Annotated in this window: 12 protein-coding genes, 1 rRNA gene and 1 pseudogene (1 of these 14 only partly in view); 5 read left to right on the top strand and 9 right to left on the bottom strand. The window is 64.9% G+C overall.

What is annotated here, in order from left to right:
* Positions 1 to 240: ribosomal RNA gene (locus BCV67_RS09440) — 16S ribosomal RNA — on the bottom strand; it reaches 1,307 nt to the left of the window's first position.
* A gap of 750 nt (positions 241 to 990) precedes the next feature.
* On the opposite strand from BCV67_RS09440, the gene BCV67_RS09445 reads away from it, so the two are divergent.
* The gene (locus tag BCV67_RS09445; RefSeq protein ID WP_062170918.1) at positions 991 to 2,178 is read left to right on the top strand and encodes a benzoate/H(+) symporter BenE family transporter; all 1,188 of its coding nucleotides are present in this window, start codon (positions 991 to 993) and stop codon (positions 2,176 to 2,178) included.
* A gap of 72 nt (positions 2,179 to 2,250) precedes the next feature.
* On the opposite strand, the gene BCV67_RS09450 is transcribed toward BCV67_RS09445, so the two are convergent.
* From BCV67_RS09450 to BCV67_RS09460, 3 genes are all read right to left on the bottom strand, one after another.
* A complete protein-coding gene (locus tag BCV67_RS09450) occupies positions 2,251 to 2,979 on the bottom strand; it encodes a GYF domain-containing protein (protein ID WP_062170916.1) in 729 nt (242 codons plus the stop codon).
* A gap of 91 nt (positions 2,980 to 3,070) precedes the next feature.
* Positions 3,071 to 5,221, bottom strand: a complete 2,151-nt coding sequence (locus BCV67_RS09455; RefSeq protein ID WP_428999514.1) for a lytic murein transglycosylase — start codon at positions 5,219 to 5,221, stop codon at positions 3,071 to 3,073.
* Positions 5,222 to 5,544: 323 nt separating this feature from the next.
* Positions 5,545 to 5,940 (bottom strand): YchJ family metal-binding protein, encoded by a 396-nt coding sequence (locus BCV67_RS09460; RefSeq protein ID WP_062171996.1) that lies wholly within the window; start codon positions 5,938 to 5,940, stop codon positions 5,545 to 5,547.
* 87 nt (positions 5,941 to 6,027) lie between these two features.
* On the opposite strand from BCV67_RS09460, the gene BCV67_RS09465 reads away from it, so the two are divergent.
* The 4 genes from BCV67_RS09465 to BCV67_RS09480 all read left to right on the top strand — a co-directional run bounded on the left by BCV67_RS09465 (position 6,028) and on the right by BCV67_RS09480 (position 12,403).
* Complete coding sequence (locus BCV67_RS09465; protein WP_062170911.1) at positions 6,028 to 6,807, top strand: sulfite exporter TauE/SafE family protein; 780 nt, start codon at positions 6,028 to 6,030, stop codon at positions 6,805 to 6,807.
* A gap of 97 nt (positions 6,808 to 6,904) precedes the next feature.
* On the top strand, positions 6,905 to 8,500 hold the full coding sequence (locus BCV67_RS09470; protein ID WP_156455912.1) for an EAL domain-containing protein: 1,596 nt from the start codon (positions 6,905 to 6,907) through the stop codon (positions 8,498 to 8,500).
* A 90-nt stretch (positions 8,501 to 8,590) separates the two neighbouring features.
* Positions 8,591 to 9,334, top strand: coding sequence for an SDR family NAD(P)-dependent oxidoreductase (locus BCV67_RS09475; RefSeq protein WP_062171992.1), 744 nt, complete (start codon positions 8,591 to 8,593; stop codon positions 9,332 to 9,334).
* A gap of 144 nt (positions 9,335 to 9,478) precedes the next feature.
* On the top strand, positions 9,479 to 12,403 hold the full coding sequence (locus BCV67_RS09480) for a TonB-dependent receptor (protein ID WP_062170907.1): 2,925 nt from the start codon (positions 9,479 to 9,481) through the stop codon (positions 12,401 to 12,403).
* A 185-nt stretch (positions 12,404 to 12,588) separates the two neighbouring features.
* Here the strand turns inward: BCV67_RS09480 and BCV67_RS09485 are convergent, their stop codons facing one another.
* The 5 genes and pseudogenes from BCV67_RS09485 to folE form a co-directional block, all read right to left on the bottom strand.
* The gene (locus BCV67_RS09485) at positions 12,589 to 12,966 is read right to left on the bottom strand and encodes an MAPEG family protein (protein WP_062170905.1); all 378 of its coding nucleotides are present in this window, start codon (positions 12,964 to 12,966) and stop codon (positions 12,589 to 12,591) included.
* Between the two features lie 871 nt (positions 12,967 to 13,837).
* Positions 13,838 to 17,122, bottom strand: a pseudogene (locus BCV67_RS09490) (ATP-binding protein); the annotation flags it as partial.
* A 157-nt stretch (positions 17,123 to 17,279) separates the two neighbouring features.
* Positions 17,280 to 17,993 (bottom strand): DUF4194 domain-containing protein, encoded by a 714-nt coding sequence (locus BCV67_RS09495; protein ID WP_062170904.1) that lies wholly within the window; start codon positions 17,991 to 17,993, stop codon positions 17,280 to 17,282.
* A complete protein-coding gene (locus tag BCV67_RS09500) occupies positions 17,980 to 19,449 on the bottom strand; it encodes a DUF3375 domain-containing protein (RefSeq protein WP_062170902.1) in 1,470 nt (489 codons plus the stop codon). The genes BCV67_RS09495 and BCV67_RS09500 overlap by 14 nt, the downstream gene beginning before the upstream one ends.
* 22 nt (positions 19,450 to 19,471) lie before the next feature.
* Positions 19,472 to 20,071 (bottom strand): GTP cyclohydrolase I FolE, encoded by a 600-nt coding sequence (gene folE / locus BCV67_RS09505; protein WP_062170900.1) that lies wholly within the window; start codon positions 20,069 to 20,071, stop codon positions 19,472 to 19,474.
* Positions 20,072 to 20,221: the final 150 nt, after the last annotated feature.

Raw genomic sequence — 20,221 nt, forward strand, 5'->3', positions numbered from 1 at the left:
CATCGGCTCATTCATTCGCGCCAGGCCCGAAGGTCCCCGGCTTTCACCCGTAGGTCGTATGCGGTATTAGCGTAAGTTTCCCTACGTTATCCCCCACGAAAGAGTAGATTCCGATGCATTCCTCACCCGTCCGCCACTCGCCACCCATAAGAGCAAGCTCTTACTGTGCTGCCGTTCGACTTGCATGTGTTAGGCCTACCGCCAGCGTTCACTCTGAGCCAGGATCAAACTCTTCACTTAAAACTACATGTCCGAAGACAATAACTTTAGCTGCAGAAGTTCAACCACTGGCAACGTTTCGCTTGCATTAAAACAATTGAATCATTGCTTGATTAAACGTCTGCAAGATGGACAGTCATCCATTCCTGCAGGCGTCCTCACAAGATACCTGCGCATACTGTCAAAGAACTTCGAATCAGGCCTCAGCGCCGTCTTCGTAGGCTGCGACGTTTCCGTCGTAGCGAGCCGCCCATTATAGAGTGGCTTTTCTGCTTCGTCAACACTTCATTTCGAGGTAGTTGACTTGGCCGCTTCAGCGTTGGCCCAAAGGCTTTTCGTCGAAGCGAGCCGCCTATTATGGCAGGCTTTTTGTTTCCGTCAACACCCTGTTTCGAGGCTGGTGACGTCGTTTCTTGGTTCCGGTCACTGCTGTGATCGGCGCCGTGAAGCGAGGAAGTGGATTCTAGACATCTTTGTGAAAACCGCAATCACTTTTTGTTGCAGAGCGGCAAATCGGGGCTTGGGGCCAGAATTGGCAAAGTCTCTTCCTGTTTGGGCGGCTGTTCTTGTCTTGCTGGTGATGCTTTCCTGCTTTTTTGCGGACAGAGGCCCTCACCCCAGCCCCTCTCCCGTGAACGGGAGAGGGGTTCTAGCTTCGGCTGCCCCTCTTCCGCTTACGGTGGTAAGGCTTTGTCTTCGGCGGGCTGCATGGGAGCCGCGGGCCTGCTCGCTGGGCCACAATGCGGGTTGGTCCGTCACGCTTATATATAGATGTCCAATCCGGCTCCGCGTTCCTTCTTTGCTGATCTCTCGTTGCCTGCGGTGGTTGCCGGCTTCATTACGGTGCTGGTGGGCTTTGCCAGCTCGGCGGTGATCGTGTTCCAGGCGGCGCAGGCGGTTGGGGCCGGGCAGGCCGAGATTGCATCGTGGATGTGGGCGTTGGGCATCGGCATGGGCGTTACCTGTATCGGCTTGTCGCTGCGCTATCGGGTGCCGGTGGTGACGGCCTGGTCCACGCCCGGGGCGGCGATGCTGGTGGTCGGGGCGAGTACACTGCCGCTGTCCGATGCCATCGGTGCCTTTGTGCTGGCGGCGGTGATGGGCACCTTGGCCGGATTCTCTGGCGTCTTCGAAAGAGCCATGCGGCGGATTCCGGTGTCGCTGGCGGCGGGCATGTTGGCCGGGGTGCTGCTGCGCTTTGGCCTGGATGTGTTTGTATCGGTGAATACCCAACCGCTGTTGGTGCTGTTGATGTTTGCCACCTATCTGCTGGGCCGCCGTTGGTTTCCACGCTATGCGGTGATCGCGACCTTGCTGGTGGGGGTGGCGATGGCCAGTGGCAAGGGCCTGATGCATATGGAACAGGTGCAGCTGCAGATGGCATTGCCAGTGTTCACCGTGCCGACGCTGTCGTGGGCGGCGCTGTTCGGCATCGCCCTGCCCTTGTTCATCGTGACCATGGCGTCGCAGAACGTGCCCGGCGTGGCGGTGTTGAAGGCCTCCGGTTATGACGCGCCGATCTCGCCGGTGATCGGCTGGATCGGCGTGGTCAACACGCTGCTGGCGCCATTTGGCGGCTATGCCTTGAATCTGGCGGCAATCACCGCGGCGATCTGCATGGGCCGGGAGGTGCATGAGGACCCGGCGCGGCGGTATACGGCGGCGGTGAGTGCCGGCGTGTTCTACATCGTGATTGGCTTGTTCGGGGCGACGGTGGCCGCGGTGTTCGCCGCCTTTCCGAAGGAATTGATCGCGGCACTGGCCGGTATCGCCCTGCTTGGCACCATCGGCAACAGCCTGGCGGTCGCCTTGAAGGAAGAGGCCGAGCGTGAGCCGGCGCTGGTGACCTTCCTGGTGACGGCCTCAGGCCTGACCATGGCCGGCATTGGTTCGGCGTTCTGGGGCCTGTTGGCCGGCGTTGTCACCTTGCTGGTAGTACGCCGGCCGTCGCCGCGCTGAGCACGCCGCGCATCGAGCGCGCACCTGCTCGGCAGCAGCAGGCGCGCATGCCTGCTGCGATCACGCACCTGATCAGATAATCAGAAACCCAATCGTCACGTTGAGCAGGATCAACACGAAGATGCCAGTCACCACGGCTGCAACGCTGGTACCGCCGCGCAGGCGCAGCTGCGCCCGCAGTGCGTTGGCGCCGCCGGTATTGGCGGACGTCAGCTGCTGGATCTGCTTCTGCGTGTGCTTCAGGTAAAACGCATTGCCCAGCCCACCTGCGGCCACGGCGATACCGATATTGACGCCCCATGCCGCCATATCCGGGATGCCCATGATGCGCAGCGCGGTTCCCAGCAACATTGCTCCACCGCCCCACAGCACCGCGAGCGCATACATTTTGCGGTAGAGCATCCACAGCACGCCGAGGAAGAACGCCGGCCAATGCCAGGTGTCCTTGGCGCTGGGGTATTCCCCGTCCAGATGCCACTTCTGCCGGTACTTGTCGAAGTTGTTGCCGACAAAATCAGCGTAGGGCTTCAACCTGTCATCCAGCTCGACCACCGGATCGGCAACAACCGCGGACGGTGCGGCATAAGGGTTGCTGCCAGCAGCGGGCGCGTCGTTGGCACCGGGCAGGGTCAGTTCTTGCGCGAAGTTCTGCAGCGGCTGCCACTGCTCCATGCCGGCCCGCCATAGCAGCGAGGCCGGGGCCAGCCCGCCCTCGGCGATCAGCTGCTGCAGCTGCGGGGTGGCAAGCGGCCCCTGCCGCTCATGCTGTGCATCGGTGTAATACCACTGGGTATTCGGCATCGTTTCTTCCTTGAGTGGGCACAGCTACCTTCATGGCAGCGCAAGGCGCCGACTCCAGGCCGGGCGCCCTGCACTCACAAGCGGAAACCGCTCAAAGCGGTTTCACCTCGAACACCTGCTTGAGGCTGTGGCGTCCGCGCGGGGCCAGCTCGATCACATCCGGGCCGGCGTTGGCCGCCTCCACGCAGACGTAGTTGCGCCACGCCGCGCCGATGTCCTCCATCTTGGCTGCGCCGGCTTCGCCTGCATTCCAGACCACGGCCGTGCGGCTGCCGCTGGTGCTGATGTCGATTGCCCGCTTGAAGCCGGGGTCACGCAACACGTAGTGGCCGCCGGCCTGCGTATAGAGACGGTCGCTGCGGCCGGGATCACGCGGGTCGCGCAGGTTCCAGTCGCCCTTCTGCACATGGGCGTTGCCGTTGTCGAGCTTGTCCAGGTAGGTGAGCCCGTCCAGGCCGGTGACATCCACCTTCAAGGCGTCGCTGACATTGAAGTAGTTGTGCAGCGCCTGGGTGAAGGTCTGCGGCTTGGTGCCGGCGTTCTCGGTGATCAGTTCCTGCTCCAGGGTACGGCCGATGCGCAGCACCATCTGCAGGCGCAGGTCCAGGCTGTCCAGCACTGGTGGGGCAAGGGTCAGCACCACGCTGCCGTCGGCTTCGCGGCGGGCATCGCGCAGCTGCCAGGCAACGGTGCGTACGAAACCATGCGCGGGCACGTCATTGCTCTGGCCCTGCCGCGAGAAATACGGCCAGCACACCGGTGCACCGCCACGGATGGGTGTGGGCGGTTGCTTGGCAGTGGGCGAAAGCCACATTACGTCCTGGCCGCCATTGGGCACGAAGGACAGCAGCTGCCCGCCGAACACGCTGATGGCAGCGGTTGAGAACGGGGTTTCCACCTTCCATGCGGTGAAACCCTTGAAGTCGCCTGTGCTCAGGCCCTGCACATCCTTCATTGAAACGTTGCTCCGTACGATCGGTGATTGAACAAGCTGCTGATAGCCGGCCGGTAGCCGGAACCCGGTGGGCTCGGCAGGCTGGGCATTGCGCAGCGCCTGCAGGATGCGGGTGCCGGCACGGCCATCGGCGTCCTTCCAGCCCAGCCGCTGCTGTTCGACCTGGATGGCGCGACGGGTGGCGTTGCCGACCATGCCATCGGCGCTGCCGATGTCGTGGCCACGGGCGAGCAGCAGTGTCTGCAGTTCGCGACGCTCATCGCGGCCGATGCCCGGGTCGTTGGTGGGCCAGGCGGCACTCAGGCCAGTTCCGCCGCGCAGGCGGTCAGCCAGGGTGGCGATGGCCAGGGCGTAACTCTCGGCGGCGTTGTAGGAATAGATCGCGTCGTAATTGCGGAACACCAGCAAGGCCGGGCCGGTAGCACCGGCCGGCAGCAGCAGCGCCGCATTGCCGTCGTCGGCGATGGCCGGCACCTGCAGGGGATTGCCGTCGGCCAGGGTGATGCCCAGCGCACGCCAGTCCGCCAGCGGCTTACGCTTGGTGCGCCCGGCGAGTGCGGTATTGAAGTTGGCAGGAATGCGGACTTCCACACCCCAGGGCTGACCACTGCGCCAGCCGGACTGCTTGAGGTAATTGGCGGTGGAAGCCAGCGCATCGGGAATGCTGGCGACCAGATCGCGGCGGCCATCGCCGTCGCCATCCACGGCGATGCGGGCGTAGGTCGATGGCATGAACTGGGTGTGGCCAAAGGCACCGGCCCAAGAGCCGGTCAGGCCGTCGGGATTGAGGTCGCCCTTGTCGATCAACTTCAACAGCGCCAGCAGCTCACCCTTGAAGAAGGGCTGGCGGCGGCCGTTGCAGGACAGCGTGGCCAGCGACTGCAGCAGCGGGCGCTTGCCGAACACGCGGCCGTAATCGCTCTCCACGCCCCAGACCGCGACGATGGTGGCCGGATCAACGCCGTACTGGGCGCTGACTTGGTCCAGCAGCGCGCGATGCTGGCTGAGCAGCGCGCGGCCGTCAGCGATACGGCGGCTGTCGACCAGCGAGGCCAGGTAATCCCAGATGGAGGTGGTGAATTCCGGCTGCGCGTCCAGCAGTGGCAGCACGCTCAGGTCAGGCGTGATGCTGCTGAAAACCTGATCGACCCGTTCGCCGTTGATGCCCTGGGCGACGGCGGCGGCCTTGAGTGAGGCGCCACAGCTGCCGAAGTCGGCGATTGCGGCGTTGGCAGGGAGGGCCAGCAGCAGCGCCGCCATCGTGGCGCCTGCACGCAGCAGGTTGATCGGGTTCATCCATAGGCTCCTTGCGCTGGAGCTTGATGATAAGCGGTGTGGGTGTGATGGGTTGTGCTGCTGGGTATGACTTGTTGTGGGAGCGGCGTGAGCCGCGAGGCTGGTGGTGTTTGAGGGGAGCGAAGAACCAAAGGCACCCCTCCCCGACCCTCCCCTTCGCTACGCGAAAGGGAGGGGGCAGGAGCGTAGTACCGAGCCATGCTCGGCAGGGCTTTACCGGTAAGGCCTCAGCCGAGCATGGCTCGGCTCTACCAATGCGGCCCTGCCTTGCTGCATGCCCTGCCCGCGCGGTGCGCGAGGGACGCGCTGGCGCTTCAGCCAGCAGCGTCGAGGTAATACCAGCGGCCGTCGATGCGCTGGAAGCGGCTGTGTTCGGTCATCTTTACCGCGCTGCCACCGCCCACGCGGTAGCGGGCGGTGAACTCGACCTCGGCCGTGTCGTCACCCGTGAGCACATGGCGCTTCACGCTCAGGCCCAGCCATTGCGTGCGCTGGCCGGGGGCGTCCTGCAGCGAAAGCTCCGCCGGGCGGGTGTCCGGATGCCAGCTGGCCAACAGGTAGTCGACGTCCTGCAGTACATAGGCGCTGTAGCGCGAACGCATCAGTGATTCGGCATCGGGCGCGGCCTGGCCGGCGTGGTAACGGCCACAGCAGGCCGCGTAGGTCTGCTCACGGCCGCAGGGACAGGGGGAGCTGGGAGATATCTGCATCCGCGCATTTTCGTCCACCCACGCCGCGCTTCCAAGCGAGCCATCGCCTGCTGCGCGTATGCTGTCGCGCCCTGCGCCGGAGTCGCCATGCTGGAGTTGATACCACCCGAACTGCCGTGGCTGCTGGTCATCGCCTTCATCGCGGGGCTGGTGGATGCGGCGGTGGGTGGCGGTGGTCTGATCCAGCTGCCAGGGCTATTCACTGCCCTGCCGCAGCAGACGCCGGCCGCGTTGCTGGGTACCAACAAGTTCAGCTCGGTGTTCGGCACCGGTGCTTCGGCGCTGCGCTATGCGCGCGCGGTGCGTTTCCCTTGGCGCCCGGTGTTGCTTGCCGCCGCGGCGGCGTTTGCGTTCTCCTTCCTTGGCGCCACCGCGGTGACCCTGCTGTCCAAGGAAGCGGTGCGCCCGCTGGTACTGACCCTGCTGATCGTGATGCTGGGCTATACCCTGGCCAAGAAGGATTTCGGCGCGCTGCACCGGCCCCGCGAGGTTGGCCGGCGCGAGTTGCTGATCGCACTGGCGATGGGCGGGGTGATCGGTTTCTACGACGGCTTCTTCGGACCGGGCACCGGCAGCTTCCTGATCTTCCTGTTCGTGCGGTTCTTCGGGCTGGACTTCCTGCGCGCGTCGGCGGCATCCAAAGTGGTGAACCTGGCCACCAATGTCGCGGCCTTGTCGTTCTTCGTGCCCAGCGGCAACGTGCTGCTGGTGTTTGCGGTGCCGATGGCGACAGCCAACGTGCTCGGTGCGGTGACCGGCACCCGGCTTGCGCTGCGCGGCGGCACTCCGTTGATTCGCAAGCTTTTTGTGGTGCTGGTGGTGGTGCTGATCACGCGCATGGCCTGGGATACCTTCCGCCCGGCGTGAAGCAGACCTGCACATAGCTAAATCCTGCACGCTGGAAATTATTGATGGACGTCACATAGTGAGCCACTGACCCACCAGCCAAGCGGGATGGTGAAACTTGAAAAGCCCCAGTCGAATTGCAGCGGCGCTGTTGGTCATCGGCGCCGTCCTGGCCTGTGTGCCGGTGGTCTACTCCCTGCGCCAGGCCCGTACGCAGGCCATCCGCGAGAAGTTCGTGGGGCTGGACGAAGTGGCGGCCAACCTGGAACGCCAGGTCCGCAATACGTCCACCACCCTGCGCATGCTGCGCGAGGAAATGCGCGGCAGTGGGGACGCACCCTGCAGCGACGCCGGGCGGCTAAGGCTGCAACGCTTCGGGTTGGGCTCGCTGGTGGTCAAAAGCACGCTGTACCTGCAGGACGGCAAGGTGCTGTGCTCCTCCAGCGGCGCGTTGATGCAGCAACTGGTGCTGGGCCCGTATTCGGTGCGCACCGCCGAAGGCGTGAACGTGTATACCAAGCTGCAGATCCCCGGGCTTGCCGACCGCCAATACGTGTTGGTCGAAAAGGAGGGTTACGCGCTGCTGCTGTACCCGGACGGGCTGATCGCACCGTTCGCGCGGCCGGACCTGTCGCTGGGCCTGTTCAACGTCAAGGACAGCCACTACACCGCACGCAATGGCGCGCTTGAGCAGGAGTGGATCGAAGCCGGCAGCAAGGCCGATGGCAAGGGCCACTTCATCGACCCGAAGAGCGGCTACATGGTGGTACGGCGGGTGCTGTCACCCGGGGTCACCGGGGTGATCGTGGCGACGCCGCTGTCCAGCATCGACGCGCGGGTGGCCCAGTTCGCGCAATGGTTCATCCCGATCGGCGTCATTGCCGGGCTGGCAGTGCTGGGCATGGCGCTGATCCTGATCCGGCGCCAGGTGTCGGCGCGCGCCGAGCTGCTGCGCGCGCTCAACAAGGGCCACCTGTTCCTGCTCTACCAGCCGGTGTTCGATCTGCAGGACAACACCTGCATCGGCGCCGAGGCGCTGCTGCGCTGGCAGCATGAGGACGGCACCGTGGTGCCGCCGGACCGCTTCATTCCGTTTGCCGAGGATGCGGGCCTGATCCAGCTGGTGACCCGCCGCGTGCTGGAACTGGTGGTCAAGGACCTGACCGGCTTCCTGCGCCGTTACCCGGGTTTCAATCTGGGCGTGAATCTGTCGCCACGCGACCTGCAGTCGATGCAGACCCCGGCACTACTGGAGGCAATGCAGCGCAGCATCGGCTTGGGCAACGGCCAGTTCGTGGTGGAAGCCACCGAGCGCGGGCTGCTGGAAGAACACAGCGCCGTGGAAGTGGTCAACGCGATCCGCGCACTGGGCATTGCCATCGCCATCGATGATTTCGGCACCGGCTATTCCAGCCTGGCCTACCTGACCACCTATCCGTTTGACATCCTCAAGGTGGACAAGAGCTTCACCTCCACCGCCTGCACCGAGGCGGTGACCAGCCAGGTGGCCATCCACATCATCGAGCTGGCGCGCAGCCTGGGCATGCGCACCCTGGTGGAAGGCATCGAAACCACCGAGCAGGCGGATTTTTTCCGCAGCAAGGGGGTGATCTACGGCCAGGGCTATTTCTTCGGAAAGCCGATGTCGGCCAGTGCCTTGGCCGACTTCCTGCCGCTGCACAGCCGCCCCGGGCAGCACAGCGCGCCGGCATGAAGGCGCTGCTTGATCTGGCGCAATGCGGTGGCCATGCCAAACCCGCAGGCTGTACCGGTCGCGGCAATGCCGCAGTTCGGGAGTACGGCCATGCAACACGATTTTGCCGGGCGCATCGCCTTGGTCACCGGTGCCGCGTCCGGTATTGGTGAGGCGGTGGTGCGGCAACTGGCCGCCGGTGGCGCGCAGGTGCTGGCCGCCGATATCGATGGCAACGCGGCAACCGCGGTGGCCATGGCGCTGGGTGAGCGGGTGCAGGCGCTGCAGGTGGATGTGAGCGACCCGGATGCGGTGCGGCATATGGTCACTGCCTGCAAGGACCGCTTCGGCGGCCTGCACCTGGCGGTCAACAACGCCGGCATCAGCGGCGCCAGCCTGCAGACCGCCGACTACCCACTGGAAGAATGGCACCGTGTGCTCGGGGTCAACCTGCACGGCGTGTTCTATTCGATGAAGTACGAAATCCCGGCCATCCTCGCCAGTGGCGGCGGCGCGGTGGTCAACATGGCCTCGATCCTGGGCACCAATGGCTGGGCCGGCGCGGCGGCCTACGTGGCGGCAAAGCATGCGCTGGTGGGCATGACCAAGAGCGCGGCGCTGGAATATTCCGCGCGCGGCCTGCGCATCAATGCCGTGGGCCCGGGCTTCATCGACACGCCGCTGCTGCAGAGCATGGACGACCGCGCCTACGCCGGGCTGGTGGCGCTGCACCCGGCCGGGCGGCTGGGCACGGCCGAGGAGGTTGCAGCACTGACGTGCTTCCTGTTGTCAGACAAAGCATCGTTCATTACCGGGAGCTACCACTTGGTGGATGGTGGCTATTCATCACGATGAACTGATGTAACAGCGGTTCCATTGTGTGGTTTACGGCTCGGGTTGAGACGTCTCCGCTTGTCTGCACCTAACGAATTGCTTACAAATCGGCTACGCCCGTCATGGTGGCGGGCACGTAGTCCGGCAATCACCAGGAGCATTCCGATGACGTTGTTACCGCTACGCCCGCGCCGCCTCAGCTGCGCTGTCCGTTTGTCGCTGTTGTGCCTGCTGCCCGGCGCGGCCCTCGCCCAACAGGCGCCGGACAGCACCCCCAAGACCCTGGACAGCATCCAGGTCACCGGTACCCGCATCAAGAAAGCCGAGCTGGAAACCCAGGTTCCGGTCCAGGTACTCACCCGCGAAGCCATCGAGCGCACCGGTTACAGCTCGGTCGCCGACGTGGTGCAGCACCTCACCGCCAGCGGCGCCTCGCTGAGCACCAAGCTCAACTCCAGCGGCAACTTCGGCTTTCCGCCCGATGGCGGCGGTGTCGGCGCCGGCGCGGCAACGGTGGACCTGCGCCATCTCGGGCCCAAGCGCGTGCTGGTGCTGGTGGACGGCATCCGCTGGGTCAACGAGTCCTCCGGCTCGGGCGTGGGCTCGTCAGTGGACTTGAACACCATCCCGCTGGCGATCGTCGATCGCATCGAAGTGCTGGAAGACGGCGCCTCCTCGATCTATGGCTCCGACGCCATCGCCGGCGTGGTCAACATCATCACCAAGAAGGGTGCCGAAGGCGGCCACGTCGAGGTGCAGTACGGCGACTACAACCTCAAGGGCGGCGACACCACCAGCATCGACCTGAGCTTTGGCGGCAGCAGCGAGCGCGCGCAGTGGATCGTGGGCGCGTCGTGGTTCAAGCAGAAGGAAATCGGTTCGTCCGAATACAAGTGGGCCACCGAACCGGTGCCCGGCACCGGGCTGGCCAACGGCAGCTCGGCCACGCCCGGCGGCCGCACGGTATTCGCACCGCCGGATGGCAACAACACCTACGGCGGCCTCTGCCCGCTCGGAAAGGACGCTGCCGGCAATCCCATTCCAGGCTCGGCAACCTGCAACATCACCTTGCCCAACGGCGCCAGCTTTGGCGGCGCGGCCGGTTTCCCCAATGATTTCATCCAATTCGGCACCGCCAACCGTTTCAACTTCGCCCCCTACAACCTGCTGCTGACCCCGAACGAGCGCAAGTCGGTGTTCGGCCAGGTGCGGTTCGAGTTCAGCCCGAATGTCAGCGGCTGGTTCCGCGGCCTGTACAGCGAGCGGGAATCGGCCAACCAGGCCGCGCCGGAGCCGATCTTCCTCGGCACCGATGCCGGTGTGTACAACGACTGGGCCGAAACCAGGCTCGTCATTTCGGCCAACAACCCCTACAACCCCTTCGGCTTCGACCTGACCACGATGGGGGCCAACCCGAACCTGTTCCTGCTCGGCCGGCGACCGGTCGAAGGCGGCCCGCGCCGCTACGAGCAGGACGTCAAAACCTGGTACGCGGCCGGCGGGCTGGATGGCGTGTTCGAGGTCAACCAGCGCACCTGGAACTGGGACATCAACGTGATGTCCAGTGAGAGCAAGGCCACCCAGGCCAATACCGGCAGCTACAACATCAAGCACATCAACCAGGCGCTGGGTGACCCGGCCGCCTGTGCGGCGATTGCCGGCTGCGTGCCGCTGAACCTGTTCGGCGGCCCCGGCACCATCACCAAGGAAATGCTGGGGTGGATCTCGCCGATCGTGCGCGACCGCAGCAAGAACACGTTGTCACTGGGCTCGGCGAACATCACCGGCGAGCTGTTCGATATCTGGGCCGGGCCGCTGTCCTTCGCCGCCGGTGCCGAGTGGCGCCGCTACAAAGGCGAATACCATCCTGATCCGATCACCATTGCCGGCGAGTACAACGGCGTGCCCTCGGGCGTGACCGTCGGCAGCTATTCGGTGAAGGAAGGTTATGTGGAATTCGACGTGCCGCTGGCGCGCGAAGGCTTCTGGGGCAAGAGCCTGGACCTGAGCATTGCCGGCCGTTACTCGGATTACTCCACCTTCGGCGGCACCGGCACCGGCAAGATCGGCCTGCGCTGGCAACCGGCCGATGAACTGCTGCTGCGCATGTCGTTCGCGCAGGGCTTCCGTGCACCATCGATCGGTGAGCTGTACGGCACGTTGAGCCGCTTCGACGCCACCATCGTCGACCCCTGCAACAACGCCGCTTCGACCACGCCCAAGTGCGTCGCCGACGGTGTACCGCCGGGTTACGAGCAGGCCAACCCGCAGATCTCGGTGGTGACCGCCGGCAACCGCAAGCTGGAACCGGAAGAAAGCCGCTCGTTCATGGCCGGCGCGGTGTGGAGCCCGAGCTGGGCCGAGGACAGCAGCTGGGCCAGCAAGCTGGACTTGGGCGTGACCTTCTACCGCCACACCATCGACAAGGCGATCCAGGCACCGGACGCACAGTCGATCATGGACCGCTGCATCGACAGCCGCGATGCCTTCGCCTGCGCAAGCTATACCCGCAACGACCGCGGCCAGATCATCCGCTTCGAGGACATCCTCGCCAACCTGGGCACGATCAACACCAGCGGTTGGGATTTCAATGCGCATTGGCTGCTGCCGGAAACCGGCTGGGGCCAGCTCGGCTTCGACTGGAAGGCGACCTGGGTCACCCGCTACGAGCTGATCAATGAATCCGGCCAGGCCGAACCGAAGGGCCCGGGCATCGAAGTCAGCGACAGCGCCATCCCGGAATGGAGCTCGACGTTCACCACCAACTGGGATTACCAGAACTGGAACGTCAACTGGACCATGCGTTACATCGACCGCCTGCGCGAAAGCTGCGCCGGTGCCAATGGCTTTGCGATCTGCACCGACAGTGTCGCCGACCAGCATTGGCTTGGCGCCACCACCTACCACGATGCACAGATCAGTTGGCGCACCGATGCATGGATGAAGGGCGTGAAGCTCGCCGTGGGCGTCAACAACGTCTTCGACAAGAACCCGCCGATCTGCCTGAGCTGCACGCTCAATGGCTATGACCCGGGCACCTATGACCTGCCCGGCCGCTACACCTACGCCAAGCTCAGCCTGGATTTCTGAGTTGCATGACGGCCAAGGGAGCCGCAGGGCTCCCTTGGTTTTCTTGTTTTTGTGGGAACGGCGTGCGCCGTGAAACTTGTAAAAACAGAACCGCCAGATGCAGCTGCAATTGCAGGGCTGTCTGGCGGTTTCTTTTTCCCCGGCTTCGCGGCTGACGCCGCTCCCACAAATCGGTGAGCGTTTGCTCAGCGCAGGATCGCGCCGGCCAGGGCCATTAGCAGCAATGCCAGCACTGGCAGCATCGACAGGCCGAAGCCAAGTCCCCGGCTGGACGGATTGCCGACATAGGCGCGCCAGTAGATGAAGCGACCGACCAGGTAGACCGCACCGATTGCCGCGACCCACTCCGCAGGCCAGAAGCGCGCGGCGATGAGCAGGGACGGCACCAACGCAACCATCAGCTCCAGGGTGTTCATCTGCACCCGGTACATGCGCTCGAAGCCTTCATGGCCGGTGACAGCCGGTGCCTTGACGCCGTAGCGGCCGCGCGCGCGACCGACCAGGAAGATGAAGAACAGGTATTGCACCACCACCAGGGCGGTGATGATTTCGACGTAATGCATGCTGATCTCCGTTGCGCGTGTTCTTGGTTGGTTCAAGGGTAGCAAGTGCGGTGCGCGCTTTGCGCTACGCATCTTCATGTGCGCATTGACTTGCTCTGCTTCCGTTCTTTTGATCAAAGGCCGAGGGGAACGGTTTGGGGCTTTTGCTTTAGGCGAAAGCCAAAGCAGGATCACAAGCGCCCCATCCGCCCTTCGGGCACCTTCCCCCGCAAGCGGGAGAAGGGATGACGCTTCATTGCTGATGAGCCTTCATTGCTACTGCTGCAGCAGCCGCCGTCCACTGCCCCCTCCCTTATGCGCAGCATAGGGGAGGGTTGGGGAGGGATGCTTTGGCTTTGGCTTTGGCTTTGGCTTGGAGCTAAAGCCAAAGCAAGATCACAAGCGCCCCCCATCCGCCCTTCGGGCACCTTCCCCCGCAGGCGGGAGAAGGGATGGCGCTTCATTGCTGATGAGCCTTCATTGCTACTGCTGCGGCAGCCGCCGTGCACTGCCCCCTCCCTTATGCGCAGCATAGGGGAGGGTTGGGGAGGGGTGCTTTGGCTTTGGCTTTGGCTTTGAGCAAAAGCCAGAGCAAGATCACAAGCTGTGCCCCCTTCCGCCCTTCGGGCACCTTCCCCCGCTTGCGGGGGAAGGGAAAGCCTCGGTGCCCTGGGTTTCAGGGCTGCCCTGGCTGTCAGGCCGGAATGTTCTTCTTCGTCGAAGACTTCTTCGCGGCTTTCTTCGCAGCCGGCTTGGCGGCCGCTTCCACTTCGATCGAAGCTTCAACCACCGGCGATTCAAGCTCAGCCTCGACCACTTCACTCGGCGCAGCCACTGCGTCAGCAGTAACCTGCACCTCCACTACGTCCTCAACGCTGGCCTGGGCCATCGCACCGCGCGCGCGCGCCGGCAGCTTCAGGCGATTGCCTTCGTCGTCGTACTCGATCAGCAGTACGCCCGAGTCGTGGCGGCCGCTGATCTCGACGAAGCAGGCGCCGCCGATGAACGGTTCCAGCGTCATCACCGACTTCAACGGGGTGGCCACCACCATCTGGAAACCGAAGTTCTCGAAGATGTTCATCGCCAGCGCGGTGAACTCGTTGTCGGCCTTGTCGAAGGCTTCGTCCAGCACCACTGCGGCGTAACGCGGCAGTTCGCCGTCTTCGCCACCGAGCTGGTAGCGCAGGGCGGCGGCCAGACAGGTCGTCGCCAGCTTCTGCCGCTGGCCACCGGATTTGCCGGCGCCGCTGCGATAGATTTCCACCTGCTCGCGGGTTTCGGCATCCAGCTCGACACCGATGAACTCCACATGCAGGCGCACGTCCAGTACCTGCTCGCGCCAGCGGCGCAGCTCCGGCTCCTGGGCACCGAGGCGGCGCACCAGGTCACGCAGTACATTGAACTGCGACTCGGCCAGCGAGCGGTCTTCGGTCTGCTGGTGGGTCAGTACCGCGCGCAGCTGCAGCTGGAAATCCTGCACTTCCGGCAGGCGCCGGTCGTGCACGTCAATGGCCAGCACGGTGCCGCGGTTGAACGCCACCTGCTCCAACGAGGCGTTGACCTCGTCCATGCGCTGCTTGATCGCCTTGTGCGCTTCAGCGGTGTGCCGCTGCAGGGCCAGCAGGTTGTTCTTGCTCTGGGTCTGCAGCAGTTCGAAGAAGCGGCCTTCGTGGCGCGGCAGGCCATCGCTTTCCAGGCGCGTCAGGCGGGCGAGGAAATCGTCGGCACTGGTCAGCGACACGGTGAAGTCACCGGAGTCTTCTGGCCACTGCTGGGTGTATTTGCGGAAGCAGTCCAGCAGGTGCTGGGTCAGCTTGGCATCGCGGCCCTGGCTGCTGCCGAGTTCTTCGGCCAGGCCACGCTCGATCACCCGGAAGTGGCTTTCCAGGGTTTCCAGGTTCAAGCCCGGCAGGATCTGCAGGCGTGCTTCCAGGCCTTCGCGCTGCAACTCGGTCAGGGGCGCGCTGGAAACGCGTGACTGGCCGTTGTCACGCTGCTGCTCCAGGCGCACGCGCTCACGCGAGAACTGCGCGCGTTCCAGACGCACGTCTTCGTAGGTGCGCTTGCCCTGGTCGCGCAGGCCGCGGGTCAATTCAATCTGCTGGCCGATGCGGGCCAGGGCGCTGTCGCCTTCGCGCAGGTCCAGCAGCTGCTCGTCGATATCGGTCAGCCGCTGCAGGCGCGGGCCGACATCGATCTCGTCCCACTCACGCTCGATCAGCGAGTGCGCGGCCAACTGCTTTTCATGGCCACTTTCGCGCTGCTTGCGCAGCATCGCCACGTCGGCTTCGCTGCGCGCGATGCGCTGCGCCAGCTCCTGGCCTTCGCGTTCGAACACACGGCGCTTGTCGCGGTTGTCGTGGCCCAGCATCCAGCGCTTGCGATCATTGACCGCGTGACGGTCATCCTTCTCGTAGCGGTCGCCCGGGTGCTTGATCTGGCCTTCGCGGGTGATCGCGCGGTCTTCACTGCGCAGCTGGCCGGCGTTTTCCACGCAGGTGTAGTCAAAGCGGCGCTGCAGCTCGTTGTAGACCCAGTCGCCATAGGGATGGTCGCGCAGCTGCAGCTTGTGGATCAGCGAACGCTTCTCCGGCTCACGCGCATGCAGCAGCTCGTTGTCGCGGATGCGGAAGTAGACCAGCTTGGTGCCTAGGTGGGTACGGTTGGCCCACTCGGCTACCTGCTGGTGGTTCTTCTCGTCGACCAGCAGCGACTGCGCGAAGCCGTGCAGCACGCGCTCGATGGCGCCGCGCCAGCCGATCTGGTCTTCGCGGACCTGGATCAGTTCGCCGACAAAGGGCAGCGCCGATTCGGACAGGCCGGTGTCGTCGCACAAACGCATGCGCAGCTGCTGCAGCGGCGCCGGGATCGAGCTGGGGGCCGCCTTCAGCGATTCCAGTTCCACCCGCAATGCGGCAAAGCGCTTTTCGTCATCGCGGCGTTCGGCCATGCGCTCGGCAATGGCATCGTCGACCGTGCCGGCGCCGGACTTGGTGCCGTCGATCAGTGCACGCGCTTGTTCCACCTGTTCGGAGAAGCCGCTGGCGGTATCGGCCAGGGCCATGCCGAGCTGGCGGCAGGCGCCTTCCAGCTGCTTGCGGCGGCGGCTGCGTTCTTCGACTTCGCGCTCGACGCGGATGCGCTCGCGTTCGAGTTCCTCGATTCGCTCACCGCCCTGCTCGCGCTGCTGGCGTTCCAGCTCGACCAGCTTCTGTTCGTGGTTGTCCAGCGATTGCCGGCGCTGCCCTTCCTCGCCCATCAGGCCGCGGTCGAGCATCTCCACTTCTTTCAGGCGCTCGTTGACCAGCTCCAGGCGCTTCTCTTCGCGGAAGCCGTCGATGCCGATCTGCAGGTCGCGCAGCGTCGCCACACCCTTGCGCAGGGTCATCAGGTCCTGGTGGAAATCACGCGCCGGGGTCAGCGTCTCGACCTGGCGGCGCGCGGTGACCACGGCGTGGTGGGCACCATCGAGTTCGGCAAAGTCTTCAACCAGGCGGTCGGCCGCTTCGAAGGTGCGCGGTTCTTCCAGCATGAAGCCACGCAGGAAGCCGTTGAGGTCGCCCAGGTTCTTGGCCGACTGGGTCTTGTGCAGCAGACGCAGCGCCATGTCGTTGCCGATGCCCAGCAGGTGGCGGAAGCGCTCGGCATAACCGGTGAAGCTGTCGAAGTGGCCGACGTCCTCGCCCAGGCGGCCGCGCAGCTTGCGCAGGTCCAGGTCGAAGCCTTCCATTTCCTTGGCCAGGTCGAAACGACGCGGTATCACCATGTAGTGCTTGCGCACGTCATTGGCCGAGGTGCCGGAGCCGGCAATCCAGAACAGGCGCACGATCGACACCGCGTCGCCGCGGGCGGTGTGGTATTCCAGCGCCAGGGCGCTCCAGGTGGCGCCCTTGCGCAGGTACTGGGTGGCGATCTCGCCCGACTCGCTGTCCTGCTGGTCGGCCCAGGCGCCACGCACATAGGACACCAGCGAACGGTCGCGGCCGGAGCGTTCGGCTTCGCGCGCGGCGGCGTTGAAGTCGACGATGCTCGGCGGCGTCAGCAGCGCGCTCATGCCGTCGAGCAGGGTGGACTTGCCCGAGCCGGAGCGGCCGACGAACAGGAAGCCGCGCTCGGCGATGGGCACTTCGGTCAGGCCCGAGAACGTGCCCCAGTTGAGCACCTGCAGGCGGCGCATGCGGAACTGGTTCGCGCGTGCATCGCTGGCCGGGTCGTTGAACAACGCGGCAGTGGGAAGCAGGGTGTGGGAAGTGGTTTCCATACGGCTCATCCTTCAGCCGCCACGCGGCGCGCGGCGGTGGTCATTCTGGTCAGCGTGGCGTGGGTGCCAGGCATCATTCGGCGGCGGTGCCGCTGGTCATTTCTTCGTCGTCCACCGCGTCAGCGACAGCATCGCCGTCGCGCAGCTGGCGGTAGGCCTCGACCAGCACCTGCACGTCCTCGGCCGAGAACAGCAGCTTCAATGCCGGCGACACTTCGTAGCGGTCTTCGCTGCCGCGCAGCTTGGACAGCAGCTGGTTCTCGCGCAGCTTGGCGATGGCGGCGGCCACGCGCTTGCCGTAACCGGCCTGGTCGGTGGACACGTTCTTCTGGTAGATGCTCATCGCCTCCACCAGCTGGAACTCGGCCACCACCGCGCGTTCGCCGCGGGTATCGGCTTCGGCCAGCTGCTGGCGCAGGAACAACAGCAGCACCGACTCGATGAAGGTCAGCGGTGCGGCGCGCAGCAGGTTGGGCGAGTCCAGTTCGGCGGTGTCGAACTGACGAGTGAAGGCCACGCCGCCATCGCGGTCCAGCACCAGCTCCAGGAACAGTTCGCACAGCAGGCTGCGTACTTCGTCTTCATTGCGCAACAGGGCCGCCCATTGCGCCGGCTGGCGCTGCGCGTCGACGCTGGGGCCGGCCAGCAGCAGGCACAGCGCGCGTCGCGCATCGACCGGCAGGCGGCCACTGTCGCCGACGAACAAGGCGCCGCCGCTCAGTACCGGTGCGGCCGGCGCCGGCGTTGCCTCGATGTCGTTTTCGGTTTCGGTCTCAGACCAGTTCATCGCGTCTTTCCTTGAGGAACCAGATCAGCGGCACGCGGGCGCGACGCACCACGCCGTCACCGCCGGTCCATTCCACGGTTTCCAGTTGGTCGGTCATCACCTTGCCATGGCGGGTGCCGATGGAGAGATAGCCGATGACGCTGCCCAGGCCCTGCCGCGCCGGCCGCTCGCGCAATACCTGCGAGATGCTCAGGCGCGGGCGTGAACCCAGCAGCATGAAGAGATTGTCTTTCAGCGTGCGCACGTCGATTTCCGACTGCGCGACCAGATCACCGACGCTGTCGAGGCTGATCTCGGCCGCTTCGGCGTAATAGATGGACGTGTCGACCTGATGCGTGCGCGGGTCGTGCAGGCGCCATTGGCCGATCGACCGGATGCGCGCCGACGACAGCGGCAACACGAAGCCGGTGGGCGCTGTCGGCCGCACCTCTTCGCGCAGCAGCAAGGCCTGGCCCTGCGCCTGCTTGAGCAGCTGGTTGAGCCGGCGCTGCTCCAGGTAGCCGCGGCTCTGCACGAAACCACGCAGGCTGCGGGCGAAATGCTGCATCACCTCATGCACCTGGCCGCCACGTTCGAGCAGGGTGCTGGTGAAGTTGCGCAGGAAGTTGCGCTCGTTGCGGTCCAGCTTGCGGGTGAAGCCGCGGTTGAGCACGGTGTCCAGCGCGACATCGAGTTCGGCGCTGCGCTGCGGATCGTTCAACAGGTCCCAGAACGCCTGGAAGCTGCGCCCGGCATCGGATTCGCCAATCACGTCGACGCCGTTGAACAGGCGGTCGAGCACATCGCCACGCGCGCCTTCGTCATCGATGATGCGCTCGCGGAAGCGGCGGTTGAGCTGTTCGAAGTCATCGCGCACGCGGCGGAAATCCTCGGCCAGGTCATCGGCCAGGCGGATCACGTCGCGGGTGCGCTCCAGCGCGCGCTTGCCATCCAGGGCGCTGACCTTGCCGGTGGCGACCTGGGCGATCTCGGCATCGATGCGGTCGCGCTCGGCCTTGAGCGCGGCCAGCCGCGCTTCCGGATCGGCCTCGGTCTGCTGGGCCAGTTGCGAGATCTGCTGCATCACCATCGCCAGGCGGCTTTCGGTGGCCAGGCTGGCGTTGTGCTCGATGCCGGCGATGAAGCGGATGGCCTGCACCGCCTGCCGCGACAGCTCGTACTCTTCTTCGGCCGCGCCCTCAGGCAGGCGCCGCACCAGCCAGCCCTGGGCCAGCCAGTAGGCGATGTAAGCCGGCGCGGTGCGCGGCAGTTCGCGCTCGAGCTCCTCGCCGTTGAGCGCGTCCAGCTGCTGCTGCAGGCGCTCGGCGAGGATGGAGCCGGGAATGCGGCGGTCGGCTTCCAGCAGCAGGCCCTGCAACAGGCCCACCAATACCGGGGCACGGTCGGAGGCCAGCAGTTTCCATAGCGGCTGCTCGCGCAGACGCTGGTAGCCGGCGATACGTTGGCGGTACTTCATCGAGCGCGCGCGTTCCCTGGGTTCAGCGTCGGGCGTGGCCGACTTCGATGAAACGCAGGAACTCGGCGCGGGTACGCGCGTCATCATGGAAGGTACCGCGCATGCGCGAGGTGACCATGCTGACGCCACGCTTGTGGATGCCACGGGTGGTCATGCACTCATGCGCGCCTTCCACCACGATGCCCACGCCCATCGGCTGCAGTACGTCCTGGATGACGTCGGCGATCTGCGCGGTCATCTTTTCCTGCACCTGGAAGCGGCGCGCATAGGCCTCGACCACACGCGCCAGCTTGGAGATGCCGACCACGCGGCCATTGGGGATATAGCCGACATGAACGCGACCGATGATCGGTGCCATGTGGTGCTCGCAATGGCTTTCGTATTCGATGTCGCGCAGCACGATCATTTCGTCGTAGCCGGCCACTTCCTCGAAGGTACGCGCCAGATACTCGCGCGGGTCCTCGTTGTAGCCCTTGAACCAGTCGCCATAGGCCTCTGCTACCCGGCGCGGGGTGTCGAGCAGGCCTTCGCGGGCGGGATCTTCACCGGCCCAGCGCAGCAGGGTGCGCACGGCCTCTTCGGCCTGGGCCTGGGTGACGGAGGGGTTCTTGGAATCGGCCATTACAGAACTGCGCTTGGATTACGGGGTGGACATGCTACCAGCCGGGGGTGTGGAGGGCATGGAGGGGGCCGGAGCGCAGCCGCGCACGTCTTCAATCAGCGAAATAAGTGACTGTTTTGAAAAGGGTTATTTTCGGGCGCGCGAGGATTG

Source organism: Stenotrophomonas nitritireducens, assembly GCF_001700965.1.
GTDB lineage: Bacteria > Pseudomonadota > Gammaproteobacteria > Xanthomonadales > Xanthomonadaceae > Stenotrophomonas > Stenotrophomonas nitritireducens_A.